Source organism: Mucilaginibacter ginsenosidivorans, assembly GCF_007971025.1.
GTDB classification, from domain to species: domain Bacteria; phylum Bacteroidota; class Bacteroidia; order Sphingobacteriales; family Sphingobacteriaceae; genus Mucilaginibacter; species Mucilaginibacter ginsenosidivorans.
This window is the reverse complement of record NZ_CP042436.1, coordinates 4,074,158-4,089,586: the sequence shown is the minus strand read 5'-3', so window position 1 is coordinate 4,089,586 and position 15,429 is coordinate 4,074,158. Positions and strand designations below refer to the sequence as shown.

Genomic DNA, 15,429 nt, shown 5'->3' with positions numbered 1-15,429 from the left:
ACATTTGTAGTGCCCTCTCATAGGGCATGTTTTTCATAGGTAGATGTAGGGTCGAGTACTTGTATTCGGCCCTTTTTTGTGCCCTTAACTTTAATACCTACCTTTGCTCACCACGATGAAAAGAAGGATAGTAGTTGCCATTACCGGTGCCAGCGGTGCCATTTATGCAAAGTTGTTACTGGAGAAACTACAACAATTAAGTTCACTGATAGACCAGGTGGCCGTAGTAATGTCGGACAATGCGAAGCAGGTTTGGCAATTCGAATTGGACAACGACGACTATCAAAAAATACCCTTTAAATTTTACACAAAAACCGATTTCATGGCGCCATTCGCATCGGGTTCTGCCCGGTTCGATACCATGGTGATCATTCCCTGTTCCATGGGCACTTTAGGAAGAATAGCCAGCGGCGTCTCCGATGACCTGGTAACCCGGGCCGCTGATGTAATTTTGAAGGAACGCCGGAAACTGATACTTGTTGCCCGGGATATGCCGTTCAACCTAATCCATATCCGCAATATGCAGACGGTTACCGAGGCGGGGGGCATTATTTGCCCGGCAGTACCGTCGTACTACAGCAAGCCCAAAACTATTGAAGATGTGGCCATGACCGTTGTGAACAGGGTGATAGACCTGATGGGCCTGGAGAACGACAGTTACAGGTGGAACGAAGAATAGTAAGTGATCTGCCGGCCTGTTGATTTGCGTCCCGCATTCTCCTTGTGATCGAACCATCGGGCAATAAAACAATAATTCCTATCTTTGCGGCAAAATGAATAAGAAAGTCGCTTTCTATACGCTGGGGTGTAAGCTCAATTATTCGGAGACGTCGACCATTGGCCGTCTTTTTAATAAGGCCGGTTTTGATACAGTCGATTTTACCGACACGCCCGATGTATTTGTGATCAATACTTGTTCAGTAACCGAAAATGCCGATAAAAAGTGCAAAAAGGTAGTTAAGGAAGCGTTGAAAATATCTCCCGCCGCGTATGTTACTATCGTCGGCTGTTACGCACAGCTAAAGCCAACAGAAATAGCAGAAATACCGGGTGTGGATATGGTTTTGGGCGCTGCAGAGAAATTCCAGATCGTCGACTATATACAGGACCTGACCAAAAATCCCAAGGCGTTGGTTTATAACCAGCCTGTGAGCGAAGCAAATCAATTTGTTTCATCCTACTCGTTTGGCGACCGTACCCGTACCTTTTTGAAAGTGCAGGATGGCTGCGATTATTCCTGCTCGTTTTGTACCATCCCATTGGCCCGCGGCGCCAGTCGCAGCGATACCATTGAACATGTGCTGGAACAGGCGAGGCAGATCGTTCAGTCGGGCGTAAAAGAGATCGTACTAACCGGTGTTAACCTGGGCGATTTTGGCATACAGGATGGAAATCGTGAAGATAAGTTCTTCGACCTGGTAAAAGCTTTGGATGAAGTTGAGGGTATCGACAGGATACGTATTTCCTCAATCGAGCCGAACCTGCTGTCGGATGAAATAATTGAGTTTGTTTCACGATCAAAGCGCTTTGTGCCGCATTTCCATATTCCATTACAATCGGGCAATAACAAGATACTGGGGTTGATGCGCCGCCGCTACAAGCGCGAACTGTATGCCGAACGGGTTGCCAAAATAAAAAGGGTAATGCCTGATTGTTGTATCGGGGTGGATGTCATCGTCGGTTTCCCCGGAGAAACGCGTGAGGATTTTATAGATACCTATAACTTTCTGAACGGGCTTGATGTGTCGTACCTGCATGTGTTCACCTATTCGGAAAGGGAAAATACCCCGGCGGCTGAAATGCCAAATCCTGTTCCGGGCTCAACCCGTGCCGACAGGAGTAAGATGCTGCATATTTTATCTGACAAAAAGCGCCGCGCTTTTTATGAAACGCAATTGAATAAAACCGACGAAGTTTTGTTCGAAGCAGACATCAAGGACGGCTATATGCATGGCTTTACACGAAATTATGTGAAAGTTAAAGCGAAATATGACCCTGTTTTGGTGAATGAATTGAAGAAAGTAAATTTAACACATATATCACCTGATGGTGATGTTGAAATAACCGAAGGCGAAGAAATATTGGTACATTAACTTTATATTCGTCTCAAAATACCACTAAATGTTTCCTACCTTAAGTTCTCTCATACAATATTTAACCGGCTGGAATATACCCCTCCCAATACAAACGTTCGGTTTTTTTGTAGCTTTTGCATTCCTTGCCGCGTATTGGGCATTTGCCCAGGAATTTAAGCGCAAAGAGCTGCTGGGATATATTCACCCTTTTCAAAAAAACATCGTGGTTGGCAAACCCGCGTCGACGGAAGAGCTGGTGCTGAATGGGTTGTTCGGTTTTATATTGGGATTTAAGCTGGTAGATATGGTGATGAATTATCACCTGTTACTGGCTGATACCGAAGGATTCATTCTTTCGCTGCGCGGAAGCTGGGTTGGAGGTATAATAGGCGCAGGGCTATTTGCTTATTGGGCTTACGCCGAAAAGAAAAAGCAGCAACTGCCAAAACCTGAAGAGAAGGTGGTAACCGTTCACCCATACGAGCTAATGGGTAATATCCTGCTCTGGGCGGCTATAGCCGGCTTTGCAGGGGCCAAAATATTTAATGCGCTCGAAAACTGGAACGATTTTGTTAACGATCCTGTCGGCATGCTGATAGGCCTGAAAGGGCTTACTTTTTATGGGGGCCTGATATGCGGTGGTGCGGCGGTATTGTACATAGCTAATAAGCACGGTATCAAGCCCAGGACAATGCTTGACATTGGCGCACCGGGTATGATGCTGGCATACGCCGTGGGCCGTATAGGCTGCCAGATGGCGGGCGATGGCGATTGGGGTATTAACAATATAGCTGCAAAGCCGCACTGGCTCAGCTGGGCGCCTGATTGGATGTGGGCCTTTAAATACCCGCACAACGTTAACGACGAAGGCATACAAATACCCATGTGCGGCGGTAAATTTTGCCACGAACTGGCTATTCCGGTATTTCCGACGCCTTTTTACGAAACGGTCATGTGCCTGATCTTATTCCTGTTTTTATGGCAGATAAGGGACAAGATAAAAGCGCCGGGTGTTATGTTCGGTATATATATGATACTGGCCGGTGTCGAACGCTTTTTTATCGAACTTATCCGGGTAAATACCAAATACCATGTTGCCGGTATACCATTTACGCAAGCCGAACTGATCTCCATACTCCTGGTTATTGGCGGCGCTGTGCTTATCTATACATCGTCGCGAACTTATAAACTGAAGCCAGTTGCCCATGGTAAATAGTAAACTTGCTAAAAAACTGGCCCGTAACCAGGTATTTCGGTTTGTTTTTTCAGCAGGTATAGGTTTTTTGGTTGATATTTCCGCCTTCTACTTGTTGTTCCATAATTTGCTCACACAGCCCACGTATAAGATATTCTCTTTTACGTTTCGCAATTTTACGGTTTCACTTGCCATATCATTTTTTTTAGGCGTTGTTGTCAACTTCCTCATAACCCGTTATATGGTATTTAACGAGTCGACCTCAAAACCAACCAAGCAGTTTTTCCGTTTTGTTTTGGTAGCGGTGGTCGGTTTTTTTGCCAATTGGGGCGTGGTTAAATTCCTGGTTGAAATAGTTGGCATGTACCCGCCTTTAGCAAGGCCGCTGGCTGCACTCAGCTTGTTTTTTGCCAGCTATTTTATACATAAGGCATTTTCGTTCAGTTTATCATTAAGGCACCATGCATCTTGAGAATCTAACCAAACAGGTAGTTGACATTGCCAAACAGGCAGGAGATTTTATCAGGCAGGAAAGAAAAAGTTTCAGTCCGGATAAGATCGAATATAAGGGATTGAACGACCTTGTATCTTACGTGGATAAGGGGGCCGAAAAGATCATCGTTGCAGGGCTTGAAAAGCTATTACCTGAAAGTGGCTTTATTACCGAAGAAAAAACCACAACCAAAACCGGCGAGCGGTATAACTGGATCATCGATCCGCTGGATGGAACCACCAATTTCATTCATGGCCTGCCCACTTACTCCGTTAGCATTGCGCTCCGGGAATATGACGAATTGGTAGTTGGTGTGGTTTACGAGATAAACCTCGACGAGTGCTTTTATGCCTGCAAGGGCTCTCCGGCTTACCTCAATGGTCATCCTATTAAAGTAAGCGGCGTTCCCACTGTCGGCGGCAGTCTGATCGCAACAGGATTTCCTTACTACGACTTTGGAAAGCAGGTAGCTTATATCGAACTATTTACTGAATTAATGCGGAGTTGTCATGGCTTACGCAGGCTCGGTTCGGCGGCAGTCGACCTGGCGTACACCGCCTGTGGCCGTTTTGAAGCTTTTTATGAATACAATCTGAATGCCTGGGACATTGCCGCGGGCGTTGTTATTGTGCGGCAGGCTGGGGGCGAAGTGGTGAATTTTAAAGGTGGGAGTGAAGTGCTGAACACCCGCGAATTGTTAGCTACCAACGGAAAGATAACGCAAGAGACGCTCGGGATTATTCAGAAATATTTTTAGAGAAAAGGGATTGCACCGATTTTGGAATGATTACACCGATTGGTCTGTGAAATCACAAACAAATCGGTGTAGTCAAAAAATTTATAATGCCTCCGATACCACTTCGGTAACTTCGGGAACCATTCTTTTCAGCAGGTTTTCGATACCGGCTTTCAGGGTTACGGTTGATGACGGGCAACCGCTGCACGAACCGCGAAGCTCGACCGTTACAACGCCTTCATTAAATGATTTATAAGTGATAGCGCCGCCATCCTGTTCAACTGCGGGGCGCACATAATCTTCCAGTATTTGTTGTATTTTGATCTCCGCATCGGTACCTTCAAAAGCAACCTCGGCTTTTTCTTCTATCTGTGCTTTCAGTTCAGACTCAACAGCGCCTTTTACAAACTCTTTCAGTATCGGCTCGATATCGTTCCAGTCGCTGCCTTCGGTTTTTGTCACTGTAACAAAGTTGCTGGCGAAGAAAACGCCATTAACAAATGAAAATTTATACAGTTCCTTTGCGAAAGGAGAGTTTTCAGCACTTGCTTTGGTAGGGTAATCCACACTTCCATTGATCAGCAACTTGTTCACAATGAACTTCATGGTTGCCGGGTTGGGTGTCGATTCGGTATATACGTTGATATTCATCTTGCTCTATTCTAAAATCCAACAGCAAATTTAGCCACGTTTTTGATTAATATACTATAATGGTATAGTTTTTACTGACTAATGACACCGTTTTTTACTGAAGGCGGAAAGCCGAAAGCAAAAAGCACCGGGCGTTCGGTTTAATAATTTGAGATAAAAATTATCGTATTTATTGAGCCAAAGAAGCTTTGGCCCTTCAGTTTTTCGTTTAAATACCTGTGTAGGTAGACGGGCTAATTTTCCTTATCTCATCTTTAACAGCTTCGCTTACCGCGAGGGTCTCCACAAACGCTGCGATCGTATCGGCATTTATTGCCGCATTGGTGCGTGTCAGATCTTTTAATGCTTCGTAAGGGTTTGGATAGCCTTCGCGGCGGAGGATGGTCTGTATAGCTTCGGCCACAACCGCCCAATTGGCTTCCAGGTGTGCGGTTATTACAGGTTCGTTTAGTAATAATTTATTTAATCCCTTTATGGTCGATCTAATCGCGATCAGCGTATGCGCCACCGGCACGCCAATGTTACGAAGCACGGTCGAGTCCGTCAGGTCGCGTTGCAGGCGGGATACGGGCAGTTTAGCGGCCAGATGTTCAAACAAGGCATTAGCTATGCCCAGGTTACCTTCCGAATTTTCAAAATCTATAGGGTTTACTTTATGCGGCATGGCCGAAGAGCCAACCTCGCCCTCCTTTATCTTCTGTTTGAAGTAATTCATAGAGATATAGGCCCAGATATCACGGTCAAGATCGATGAGGATAGTATTGATACGTTTCAGCGCGTCGCATTGCGCCGCGAAGTTATCGTAATGCTCTATCTGCGTGGTATACTGCGAACGGCTAAGCCCAAGCACATCATTCACAAAATGATTCCCGAACTTTTTCCAGTCGATTTGCGGGTATGCGATATGGTGCGCGTTAAAGTTTCCGGTTGCGCCGCCAAATTTGGCTGAATATGGTATTTGCTTTAATAAGTTCAGTTGGTTCTCCAGCCGCTCAACAAATACCTGTATCTCTTTACCCAAACGGGTCGGCGATGCGGGCTGACCGTGTGTATGGGCTAACATAGGCAGTTTTTCCCATTCGGCAGCGTATTTTTTAAGCTGATCTGCCAGTTCACTTATAGCAGGCAGGTAGCTTTCATCCATTGCCAATTTGAAGGTGTAGGGTATGGATGTATTATTAATATCCTGCGAAGTAAGACCGAAATGAATGAATTCTTTGTACTTATCCAGGCCGAGTTTGTCAAATTCTTTTTTGATAAAATATTCAACCGCCTTAACATCATGATTGGTGATCTTTTCGATGTCCTTTATACTCTGCGCATCGTTTTCCGAAAAATTTTGATAAATGGCGCGTAACTTTCCTGATACATTTTTGTCAAAATCACGAAGCTGGGGCAAGGGATGTTCGCAAAGCGCGATAAAATATTCGATCTCGACAAATACCCTGTATTTGATCAGCGCGTATTCAGAAAAATAGTCAGCCAGCTTTGCGGTTGTATTACGATACCGACCGTCGATAGGGGAAATAGCTGAAAGTGGCGTAAGCGTCATCTGTGGAATTGAATTTCGGCAAAGGTACTAATTCGGTACCGTATTAGGTAACACAGCAGTTCTTTGAAGATGAAATGTCTTTAAAAAGTCATTTGTTTTGGAAACTTTGAAATCAAAAAATGTTTCCATAGTTTTGACCCGAAAAGTCAATGAGTCAAATAGAGAGAATAATAGAAGGCAGCCTTGAGCTTTTTTTACAAGCGGGTATCAAGAGTGTAACGATGGACGACATCGCCAAACATTTGGGTATGTCGAAAAAAACCATCTACCAGTTTTTTAAGGATAAAAATGAACTGGTGATAGCCCTTATCAAAAAGCGCCTGAAGGATGACGAGGATGATATGGCCGAAATAATTGGCAAATCGTCGAACGTGATAGAGGAAATGATCAATATGATGAAGTGTTCGGAGGAAATATTTTCAAGGGCGAACCCGATAGTGATACATGATCTGCAGAAGTACCATCCGGATGCCTGGAAGGAGTTTCAGAATTTTAAATCGGAGGTAATAGTGCGCACGCTGGAAGAACTTTTGACAAAAGGAATAGCGCAGGGTTATATCCGGCCCGATATTGACGTAAAGGTATTGGCGCGCATGCGGGTAATGGAAGTGGAAATGGGATTTAATACGGCCATATTCCCGGCAAATGAATTTAATATATGGAAGGTGCAACAGCAGTTGCTGGAGCATTTCAATTTTGGCATCTGCACGCTGAAAGGCTATAAGTTGCTGGATGAATATAAGACGGTTCACCAGGAAATGAATTAATTAACACTATTGACATAGGGCTGTCACAAGGCTTTTAAATATTTGTGAAACCATACTAAAACAACAACTCACTATATATATGAAACATTTGCTTTTAATATCACTACTACTAATAGGTATTGCGTCGGGAGCCAGCGCCCAGCAGGCGCCGCCGGCGGCAGGAGCGGTCCACAGTTTTTCGCTGCAGGATTGTATCAATTACGCTTACGAGCACCAGGATTCAGTTGTAAATGCGGGCTTAGATGTGAAAAGTGCAGAGTATAAGATAAAAGAGACCAAGGCCACCGGTCTGCCTCAAATCAATGGCTCGGTTACTTTCCAGGATTATACCAGGGCACCTGTTCAGGTTGGACCGGACTTCTCAAAGATTTCAAGTGGACAGCCACTTGATCCAAACGCCCGCCTGGTAGCCTTTCCGATCGGCCCCGTTCAATATAATAATACTTTTGCGTTGCAAGGAACACAGCTACTGTTCAGTGGTACTTTTTTGGTGGGTTTGCAGGCTGCCAAAACCTATAAGGAGCTTTCGGTACGTAGCCTAACCCGTTCAAAAATTCAAACAAACGTAAGTGTTACAAAGGCTTACTACCAGGTATTAGTTAGCAACGAGCAAATAAAATTACTGGATGCCAATATAGCGCAGTTAAAACAACAGCTCGATCAAACCACGCAGCAAAACAAACAGGGATTTGTTGAAAAAATTGATGTCAATCGATTGGAAGTTCAATACAATAATTTGACAACCAATCGCGAAAATGTTGTTCGTGCGTTGACTTTAAATTACCAGGTGCTTAAGTTCCAGATGGGAATGCCAATACAAGAGGAGCTAAGTTTGACCGACAAATTGGAAAACATCAACCTCGATGAGCAAAGCGCGCAAAATAATATCGATACGGCTTTTTATCATAATCGCATTGAATATAATTTGCTTGAAACTAACCTAAAACTGAATCAGTTGGATGTCAAAAGTAAAAAAGCCGCGTATTTGCCTACTTTAAGCGCTAATGCAGGCCTGGCGACTACTTTCCAGGAAAATCAAACTAAATATTTATATGGCAGGAATTATCCCTATAACTATGTAGGTCTCAGCCTTAACATTCCCATTTTCAGCAGCGGTGAACGAGTGAACCAATTACGTCAATCTCAGATAAATGTGCAAAAAGCTCAAAATGATCTGAATAATGTTAAAAACGCGATGAGTTTAGAAGCAAGTTCCGCAAATATAACTTACAGCAATAATTTGCGATCGCTGAATAGCCAGAAACGAAGCCGCGAACTTGCTGCTGAAGTGCTGCGGGTATCGAAGATCAAATACCAGCAGGGCGTCGGATCGAGCATAGAAGTTACACAGGCTCAAACCGACTTTGAGAATGCTGATAACCAATATATACAAGCTTTATACAATGCCCTGGTAAGCAAAGTTGATTTGGACAAGGCATACGGAAAAATACAATAAACACGATCACAGACACAACAACCACAATAAAATGAAAAAATTACTTTATATACCGGCAATATTACTATTTGCGGCATGCAGTCAGCCAAAAGATAAAAAGGCTCAACTGACTGATCTGAAAAAACAACAGGCAGACTTATCTGCTAAAATCTCGAAGCTGGAAAAAGAAGTTGGTACTACAGATTCCGTTAAATCAACCGATGTAGCGGTAATGGATGTACAAAAACAATCTTTTACCAACTACATTAACCTGCAGGGTAAGATAGATGCCAAAGATAACGTACAGGCTTTCCCGCAGGCACAGGCCGTAATAACCGCTATTTATGTAAAAGTGGGCGACCATGTTAATAAGGGCCAGACATTAGTTCAGCTTGATAACAGCGTACTGAAACAAAATATAGCCCAGGCTCAAACCCAGGCAGACCTTGCAAAGACCTTGTTCGAACGTCAGAAGAACCTTTGGGACCAGAAGATAGGCACCGAGGTGCAATACCTGCAGGCTCAGTCGAACATGCAGTCGGCTCAAAAACAGGTGGCGTCATTAAGGGAGCAATCGGATATGTACCGTATCGTATCGCCGATAACCGGTACAGTTGATCAGATGGACCTTAAACTGGGGCAGGCGGCATCACCGGCTACAACTTTTATCAGGATAGTAAATACCGATTACCTGAAGGTAAAAGCCGATGTGCCCGAGTCTTACTCATCCAACATAAAACTGGGTGATAAAGTGAACGTAGTGGTGCCGGATGCAAACGATTCGCTGATGGCCAAAGTTACTTTTGCCGGCAGGGTTATCGACCCCTCATCGCGTAGTTTCCCAATTGAAATACAGTTGCCCGGCCGTAAGACGCTGCGTCCCAACATGACGGTGGTGCTGAAAATTGCGGATTATTCGAAATCGAATGCCATTGTTGTACCGATAAACGCCATACAAAAATCAGAAAACGGCGATTATGTATTCATAAATGTCAACAATACCGCCAGGAAAAAGGTAATAACTGAGGGGGCCTCATACGGTGGGCTCGTTGAAGTAAAAACAGGCTTGAATGTTGGTGATAAGCTGATAACCGATGGCTCGACCGAAGTAGAAGACGGCGACAAAGTAAAGGTTTTACAACCTGGTAATTAATCATACTAAACTGATTTGATATGAAGGACCTGGAAAAAGAATTTAAGCCCTCGAGTTGGGCCATTGATAATAAGACGGCGGTGTACGTGATCGTATTCCTTATCACCGTACTCGGGCTTCTCAGCTACATGAGATTGCCGAAGGAAAATTTCCCTGATATCGCGCAATCAAAGGTGTTTGTGACCACTCCGTATATAGGCCAGTCGCCACAAAACATTGAACTGTTAGTAACGCGACAGATCGAGAAGCAATTGAAGTCACTAAAGGGATTGAAGAAAGTAACTTCTAGAACTCAGCAGAATTTGTCCATAATTACTGCAGAATTCAATGCTGATGTTAAGATAAGAGAAGCAAAAATTGATGTTCGCGAAGCAGTCGACAAGGCAGCCCAAGATTTGCCCCAAAATGACAATAATCTGCAGGCCTCGCAAATAACTGATATTAATGTAGCCGACCTTCCTATTTTATATATCAACCTATCGGGTAACTATGATCTTAAAAAATTGAAGGAATATGCCGACAACCTGAAGGATGACATAGAGGCCATGAAGGAAATATCTAAAGTTGACGAAATCGGGGCACTTACGCCCAATATTCAGGTCAATGTGGATATAAACAAAATGACGGCTGCTCAAATTGGTTATGGCGACATTATCCAGGCAATTGGTAATGAAAATATCATATCCTCGGCAGGTAACGTCGTTATAGACGGCAAGCAACAAGCCATTGACGTAAAAGAGGATTTTAAAAATGCCGCAGAAGTTGCCGCGCTGGTAATCAGGAATCCACAGGGGAAGGCAGTTTACCTCCGTGACATTGCTGACATTCGGGACGGTTTTAAAGATCAGGAAAGTTACGCGCGTTTAAAAACTAATGATGATCCCAATTTCAAGAACGTGATCACACTGAATGTGAGTAAGCGCGCGGGGGAGAACCTGATCGAAGCATCCGATAAAATAAATCAGCTTATCAAGGACAAGCAAAAAACAGTGTTCCCTAAAGGGCTGAATATCACAGTTACCGGCGACCAATCGGATAAAACCAGGTCGACACTGGATGACCTGATCAATACTATCGTTATCGGGTTTATACTGGTGACTATTATCCTGATGTTCTTTATGGGCAGCACCAATGCCATATTTGTTGCCCTTTCGGTGCCGTTATCGTGTTTTATCGCCTTCCTGGTAATGCCGGCTATCGGTTTTACGCTGAATATGATCGTGTTATTCTCGTTCCTCCTGGCGCTGGGTATTGTGGTGGATGATGCTATTGTGGTGATAGAGAACACGCACCGTATTTTTGCGAATGGCAAAGTGCCTATTAAACAGGCAGCTAAGATGGCCGCCGGTGAAGTATTCTTACCGGTATTTTCAGGCACCATGACCACTTTGGCGCCGTTCATTCCGCTGGCATTCTGGAACAGCCTGATCGGTCACTTTATGTTCTTCTTACCCATCACGCTCATCATTACTTTACTGGCATCGTTGGTAGTGGCCTATATCATGAACCCTGTTTTTGCGGTTGACTTTATGAAGCCGCACCACGAGGGCGAGCATGACAATCCAAAGTTCGACAGGAAGGTGCTGCGTACACTGGCCTTTATGGGCGGGATCGCAATTTTGGCTTATCTTGTTAACCGGGGTGTCGGGAACTTTGTGGTGTTTGCCGCATTTCTATACCTGCTTAATCACTTTGTGTTACTAAGGCTGATAGACAGGTTCCAGAAAAATGCCTGGCCGCGTTTCCAGCATTGGTATGCCAGGCGATTGGAAAAAGCCGTACAATCGCCGTGGTGGATATTGGCGGGTACATTAGGTTTGTTTGTATTGACTATGGCATTCGTATTTGTCAGGAGCCCGAAAGTGGAATTTTTCCCGGCAGGTGATCCAAACTTTACCTATGTGTATGTAACGTTGCCAACGGGCACCGACCAGGCGCAAACCAGCGCGGTAATTGCCAAACTGGAAAAGAAAGTTGCAGCTGTAGTGGAGCCTGATAAAGATATCGTTACTTCTATTATTTCGAACGTTACCGTGGGCGTTACCGACCCGACAGACGCGGATCTGGGTAAGTATCCGAATAAAGGAAAGATAACCGTGGCGTTTGCCGAATTTAGCAAACGTAACGGCAAGGACACCAAAAAGATAATGGAGCGCATACGCCAGTCCGTACAGGGCTACCCGGGCGCTAAGATAGCAGTGACACAGGAAAATGCAGGTCCGCCGGTACAAAAGGATATCAGCATCGAAATTACAGGCGATAACCTGGATACGCTGGTAAAAACCGCCAGCAGGCTCACGAATTATATCGGCAAACAGGGCATTACAGGCATCGAAGGACTCGTGCCCGACCTGCAGGCCGATAAGCCCGAGATCGTATTCGACGTTAACCGTGAACGCGCTAACCGTGAAGGTATAACCACTAACCAGATAAACCAGGCATTGGGTGCTACCATATTCGGAGCGAAAGCATCTGATTATCGAAACACAAAAGAGGATAACTACGAGATAACGGTAAGATCCCAGGAAGACCAGCGCAATAATATTGATGCCATCCGCAACCTGAAGATAACCTATCGCGATATAGCGATGGGGGGTACTATCCGGCAGGTGCCTATATCGGCTTTTACCGATATCCGGTACACCAACACGTATGCAAATATTAACCATAAACAACAGCGCCGCATTATTACGCTTGGTTCAAATGTGTTGAAAACCAGCAACGTAAACGAAGTGAACGCAGCCATACAAAGTGCCATTAATACCTTCAGGACACCTGACGGCGTATCCATCAGGATGGGCGGCGGCCAGGAAGACCAGGCGGAAGCTGCAACTTTTTTGGGTACTGCCCTGGCCATATCTTTTGGGTTGATCCTGATCATTCTTGTGGCGCAGTTTAATTCGGTAGGTAAAACATTCATCATATTGAGCGAGATATTTTTTAGTATCATCGGCGTGTTCCTGGGAGTTGCCATATTTAAGATGACCATATCTATTGTAATGACAGGTATCGGTATCATTGCCCTTGCCGGCGTGGTGGTGCGAAATGGTATCCTGCTGGTCGAGTTTACCGATATGCTGATAGAGCAGGGAGCTAGCCTGCACGATGCGGTAGTTGAAGCGGCACGTACCCGTATGACGCCGGTATTATTAACCGCCACAGCAGCCATTCTCGGGTTGATTCCGTTGGCTTTAGGTTTCAATATCGACTTTGCCGGACTGTTCAGTTCGTTTAAACCACATATTTATTTTGGTGGTGATAACAACGCATTCTGGGGTCCATTGTCATGGACGATGATATTCGGATTAGGTTTTGCTACCATCATTACGCTGATCGTAGTACCATGTATGTATATTATCCGGATACGTTTAAAATCCAGGCTTTTCGGTAAAAAGAAGGAAGAGGCACACGAGGCCGAACCTGAATTAAGCCATATTTCTTAATCAAACCATATATTAATGAAGCCGCTTACGAGTTACCGGGGCGGCTTTTTTATGCAATACCAGGCAGCGTCAACCGGGGCATTTTATAAAACTTAAACCCGAAGGGTGGGTTATACTTTTATGAAAACAAAATTGAACCCGGTTTGGCAGGTTATCGGGGTAGGGTTTATCGCCGGAATGCGTTCGGTATTGGCCCCTGCCATTACAAGTCACCTGTTAAGCCGCTCTAAGGCTAAAAACCTGGAAGGGTCGCTGGTAGCATTTATTAACTCGGGTACCGCTGCTGCTATTTTAAAAGTTTGTGCCGCGGGCGAGCTGGTAGCTGATAAGTTGCCGTTTGCCCCGGCAAGGACAGAATTATTGGGCGTTGCCGCGCGTTGTATTTCAGGAGGCTTGTCGGGAGGGGCCCTGGCCAAATCGAACAGGAAAAATGGATGGATGGGAGCGATGCTTGGTGCCACGGCTGCTATTGCTGCTACGTACGCCTGTTACTATTTAAGAAAAAGTATAGTAAAACATTCCGGCATTTACGACCCGGTTATCGGCGCTGCAGAGGATGTTTTGGCGCTCGGTGCAGGCTTAGCTATAATTAATTCGGTGTAATATGGCCCTGCCTATCAAATGTAAAAATGACATTATTATGTGTAGAATTTTTGATAATTTTGTTTAAAAAGTCAGGAATACATCATATTATAATTTCATAAGTGGGTAACGTCGCCGATCAACAGGATATAAAAAGGGAAAAAATATTAGAAGCTGCATACCAGCAATTCCTGCATTATGGTTATTCCAAAACAACCATGAATGAGATAGCCGGGGCGTTATCCATGTCAAAGGCTTTATTATATTACTATTTTCCCGATAAGAGCCAGTTGTACATCGCTGTTACACGGAAACTGGCCGATGATTACCTGAAATTACTGGATGATAAATTGTCGCGGATCAATGATCTTAAAGCGGCTTTTGTATGCCAGATCGATACTCACCACGACTTCATTGTCAACAACTATAACTTTTTCGATTTTATCAGGCTGAACGAGCAAAGCTTACCCGATACGATCTGGGAAATAGTGGAACACATCAGGCAAACTGAAATGGCCCTGTTAGGTAATGCGATAAAAACAGACGCCGAAAAAGGGAACATCAGTAATGTAGAAAACCCCGGCGAAATTGTCGACCTGCTGCTGGATGCCCTGCAAGGTGTAAGAGTAGGGACCATGGGGTATCGCAAAACAACCTTTCCGAAGAAGGAGCACCTGGAAGAAATACACCGCAAGCGCCTGTTGCTGGTTGATATATTCATAAGAGGGTTAAAACACTGATATTCTGTCACATCAGGGTCAAAAAGCCTGTATTTCTATCGAATAAACATTGTTACTTGGTATATTTGACTATTATTTTAGTTTAGTCAATAATTAGCTACTCAATAATATAATTATTAAAGGTACTTCTTAATTTAGAGGTGATTGTTTTAGAGTGATTGAGCACCCTGGTTTTTATAGCCGGGGTGTTTTTTTAATCCTCGCTGATACCGATGAGTTTCCAGTTTCTCTTATCTGCAACGGCCCCGCCGATAAACTTTAGCGTTATCTCGAACGTCGTTACATTTTGGGGTTTTGGCTGGTCGTTCGCTTCCGCGTATGATTTAATGACGAAAACGGAGTCGGGTTTTTGTGCGCATTGATAACCTGATTCGGGAAAAGATATATCATTGGACTTGATAGTAGGCTTTACAAAAAGCTTTGCTACCTTATAAGCATCTTCGCTTCCCGGAGCCCCGTTCAGCAGGGCCTCGCGCGAACCTGAAAGGGCAAACCGGGTTAAAAATACAGTAAATACGATCGCAAGCGCTATTAATACGACCATACCTTTCTGAAAAAATCTTTTTTTCGCCGTTTTATCCTTTAAGTAGGTTTCCGTCATTTTTTA

14 protein-coding genes are annotated in these 15,429 nt (G+C 44.4%); 11 read left to right on the top strand and 3 right to left on the bottom strand.

Annotated elements, in window-relative coordinates; genetic code table 11:
- The first annotated feature begins 115 nt into the window (after positions 1 to 115).
- The 5 genes from FRZ54_RS18645 (at position 116) to FRZ54_RS18625 (ending at position 4,520) form a co-directional block, all read left to right on the top strand.
- Positions 116 to 679 (top strand): UbiX family flavin prenyltransferase, encoded by a 564-nt coding sequence (locus tag FRZ54_RS18645; protein ID WP_147033339.1) that lies wholly within the window; start codon positions 116 to 118, stop codon positions 677 to 679.
- A 94-nt stretch (positions 680 to 773) separates the two neighbouring features.
- On the top strand, positions 774 to 2,093 hold the full coding sequence (mtaB, locus tag FRZ54_RS18640; RefSeq protein WP_147033338.1) for a tRNA (N(6)-L-threonylcarbamoyladenosine(37)-C(2))-methylthiotransferase MtaB: 1,320 nt from the start codon (positions 774 to 776) through the stop codon (positions 2,091 to 2,093).
- Between the two features lie 28 nt (positions 2,094 to 2,121).
- Positions 2,122 to 3,291: a prolipoprotein diacylglyceryl transferase gene (locus tag FRZ54_RS18635; protein ID WP_147033337.1), complete on the top strand. Its 1,170-nt coding sequence runs from the start codon at positions 2,122 to 2,124 to the stop codon at positions 3,289 to 3,291.
- Positions 3,281 to 3,742: a GtrA family protein gene (locus FRZ54_RS18630; protein ID WP_147033336.1), complete on the top strand. Its 462-nt coding sequence runs from the start codon at positions 3,281 to 3,283 to the stop codon at positions 3,740 to 3,742. Before FRZ54_RS18635 ends, FRZ54_RS18630 begins: the two co-directional genes overlap by 11 nt.
- Complete coding sequence (locus FRZ54_RS18625) at positions 3,732 to 4,520, top strand: inositol monophosphatase family protein (protein WP_147033335.1); 789 nt, start codon at positions 3,732 to 3,734, stop codon at positions 4,518 to 4,520. The genes FRZ54_RS18630 and FRZ54_RS18625 overlap by 11 nt, the downstream gene beginning before the upstream one ends.
- A gap of 81 nt (positions 4,521 to 4,601) precedes the next feature.
- On the opposite strand, the gene FRZ54_RS18620 is transcribed toward FRZ54_RS18625, so the two are convergent.
- Positions 4,602 to 5,150: a NifU family protein gene (locus FRZ54_RS18620; protein ID WP_147033334.1), complete on the bottom strand. Its 549-nt coding sequence runs from the start codon at positions 5,148 to 5,150 to the stop codon at positions 4,602 to 4,604.
- Between the two features lie 208 nt (positions 5,151 to 5,358).
- A complete protein-coding gene (purB, locus tag FRZ54_RS18615; protein WP_147033333.1) occupies positions 5,359 to 6,702 on the bottom strand; it encodes an adenylosuccinate lyase in 1,344 nt (447 codons plus the stop codon).
- Positions 6,703 to 6,851: 149 nt separating this feature from the next.
- Here purB and FRZ54_RS18610 point away from each other — a divergent pair, with 149 nt between their 5' ends.
- From FRZ54_RS18610 to FRZ54_RS18585, 6 genes are all read left to right on the top strand, one after another.
- Positions 6,852 to 7,469, top strand: coding sequence for a TetR/AcrR family transcriptional regulator (locus FRZ54_RS18610; protein ID WP_147033332.1), 618 nt, complete (start codon positions 6,852 to 6,854; stop codon positions 7,467 to 7,469).
- Positions 7,470 to 7,548: 79 nt separating this feature from the next.
- On the top strand, positions 7,549 to 8,925 hold the full coding sequence (locus tag FRZ54_RS18605) for a TolC family protein (RefSeq protein ID WP_147033331.1): 1,377 nt from the start codon (positions 7,549 to 7,551) through the stop codon (positions 8,923 to 8,925).
- A gap of 31 nt (positions 8,926 to 8,956) precedes the next feature.
- Positions 8,957 to 10,057 (top strand): efflux RND transporter periplasmic adaptor subunit, encoded by a 1,101-nt coding sequence (locus FRZ54_RS18600; protein WP_147033330.1) that lies wholly within the window; start codon positions 8,957 to 8,959, stop codon positions 10,055 to 10,057.
- Between the two features lie 20 nt (positions 10,058 to 10,077).
- Positions 10,078 to 13,500 (top strand): efflux RND transporter permease subunit, encoded by a 3,423-nt coding sequence (locus FRZ54_RS18595; protein ID WP_147033329.1) that lies wholly within the window; start codon positions 10,078 to 10,080, stop codon positions 13,498 to 13,500.
- A gap of 120 nt (positions 13,501 to 13,620) precedes the next feature.
- Positions 13,621 to 14,103, top strand: coding sequence for a DUF4126 family protein (locus FRZ54_RS18590; protein ID WP_147033328.1), 483 nt, complete (start codon positions 13,621 to 13,623; stop codon positions 14,101 to 14,103).
- Positions 14,104 to 14,204: 101 nt separating this feature from the next.
- Entirely contained in the window at positions 14,205 to 14,822 is a 618-nt protein-coding gene (locus FRZ54_RS18585; protein WP_147033327.1) for a TetR/AcrR family transcriptional regulator, read from the top strand.
- Between the two features lie 193 nt (positions 14,823 to 15,015).
- Here FRZ54_RS18585 and FRZ54_RS18580 read toward each other — a convergent pair whose 3' ends face one another.
- Positions 15,016 to 15,423 (bottom strand): hypothetical protein, encoded by a 408-nt coding sequence (locus FRZ54_RS18580; RefSeq protein ID WP_147033326.1) that lies wholly within the window; start codon positions 15,421 to 15,423, stop codon positions 15,016 to 15,018.
- Positions 15,424 to 15,429 lie beyond the last annotated feature (6 nt).

Excerpts from the sequence above, each read along its gene's own strand:
- purB (WP_147033333.1), bottom strand. The coding sequence starts at position 6,702 with ATGACGCTTACGCCACTTTCAGCTATTTCCCCTATCGACGGTCGGTAT.
- FRZ54_RS18590 (WP_147033328.1), top strand. The coding sequence starts at position 13,621 with ATGAAAACAAAATTGAACCCGGTTTGGCAGGTTATCGGGGTAGGGTTT.
- FRZ54_RS18630 (WP_147033336.1), top strand. The coding sequence starts at position 3,281 with ATGGTAAATAGTAAACTTGCTAAAAAACTGGCCCGTAACCAGGTATTT.
- FRZ54_RS18625 (WP_147033335.1), top strand. The coding sequence starts at position 3,732 with ATGCATCTTGAGAATCTAACCAAACAGGTAGTTGACATTGCCAAACAG.
- mtaB (WP_147033338.1), top strand. The coding sequence starts at position 774 with ATGAATAAGAAAGTCGCTTTCTATACGCTGGGGTGTAAGCTCAATTAT.
- FRZ54_RS18610 (WP_147033332.1), top strand. The coding sequence starts at position 6,852 with ATGAGTCAAATAGAGAGAATAATAGAAGGCAGCCTTGAGCTTTTTTTA.
- FRZ54_RS18645 (WP_147033339.1), top strand. The coding sequence starts at position 116 with ATGAAAAGAAGGATAGTAGTTGCCATTACCGGTGCCAGCGGTGCCATT.
- FRZ54_RS18620 (WP_147033334.1), bottom strand. The coding sequence starts at position 5,150 with ATGAATATCAACGTATATACCGAATCGACACCCAACCCGGCAACCATG.
- FRZ54_RS18635 (WP_147033337.1), top strand. The coding sequence starts at position 2,122 with ATGTTTCCTACCTTAAGTTCTCTCATACAATATTTAACCGGCTGGAAT.
- FRZ54_RS18595 (WP_147033329.1), top strand. The coding sequence starts at position 10,078 with ATGAAGGACCTGGAAAAAGAATTTAAGCCCTCGAGTTGGGCCATTGAT.
- FRZ54_RS18605 (WP_147033331.1), top strand. The coding sequence starts at position 7,549 with ATGAAACATTTGCTTTTAATATCACTACTACTAATAGGTATTGCGTCG.
- FRZ54_RS18600 (WP_147033330.1), top strand. The coding sequence starts at position 8,957 with ATGAAAAAATTACTTTATATACCGGCAATATTACTATTTGCGGCATGC.
- FRZ54_RS18580 (WP_147033326.1), bottom strand. The coding sequence starts at position 15,423 with ATGACGGAAACCTACTTAAAGGATAAAACGGCGAAAAAAAGATTTTTT.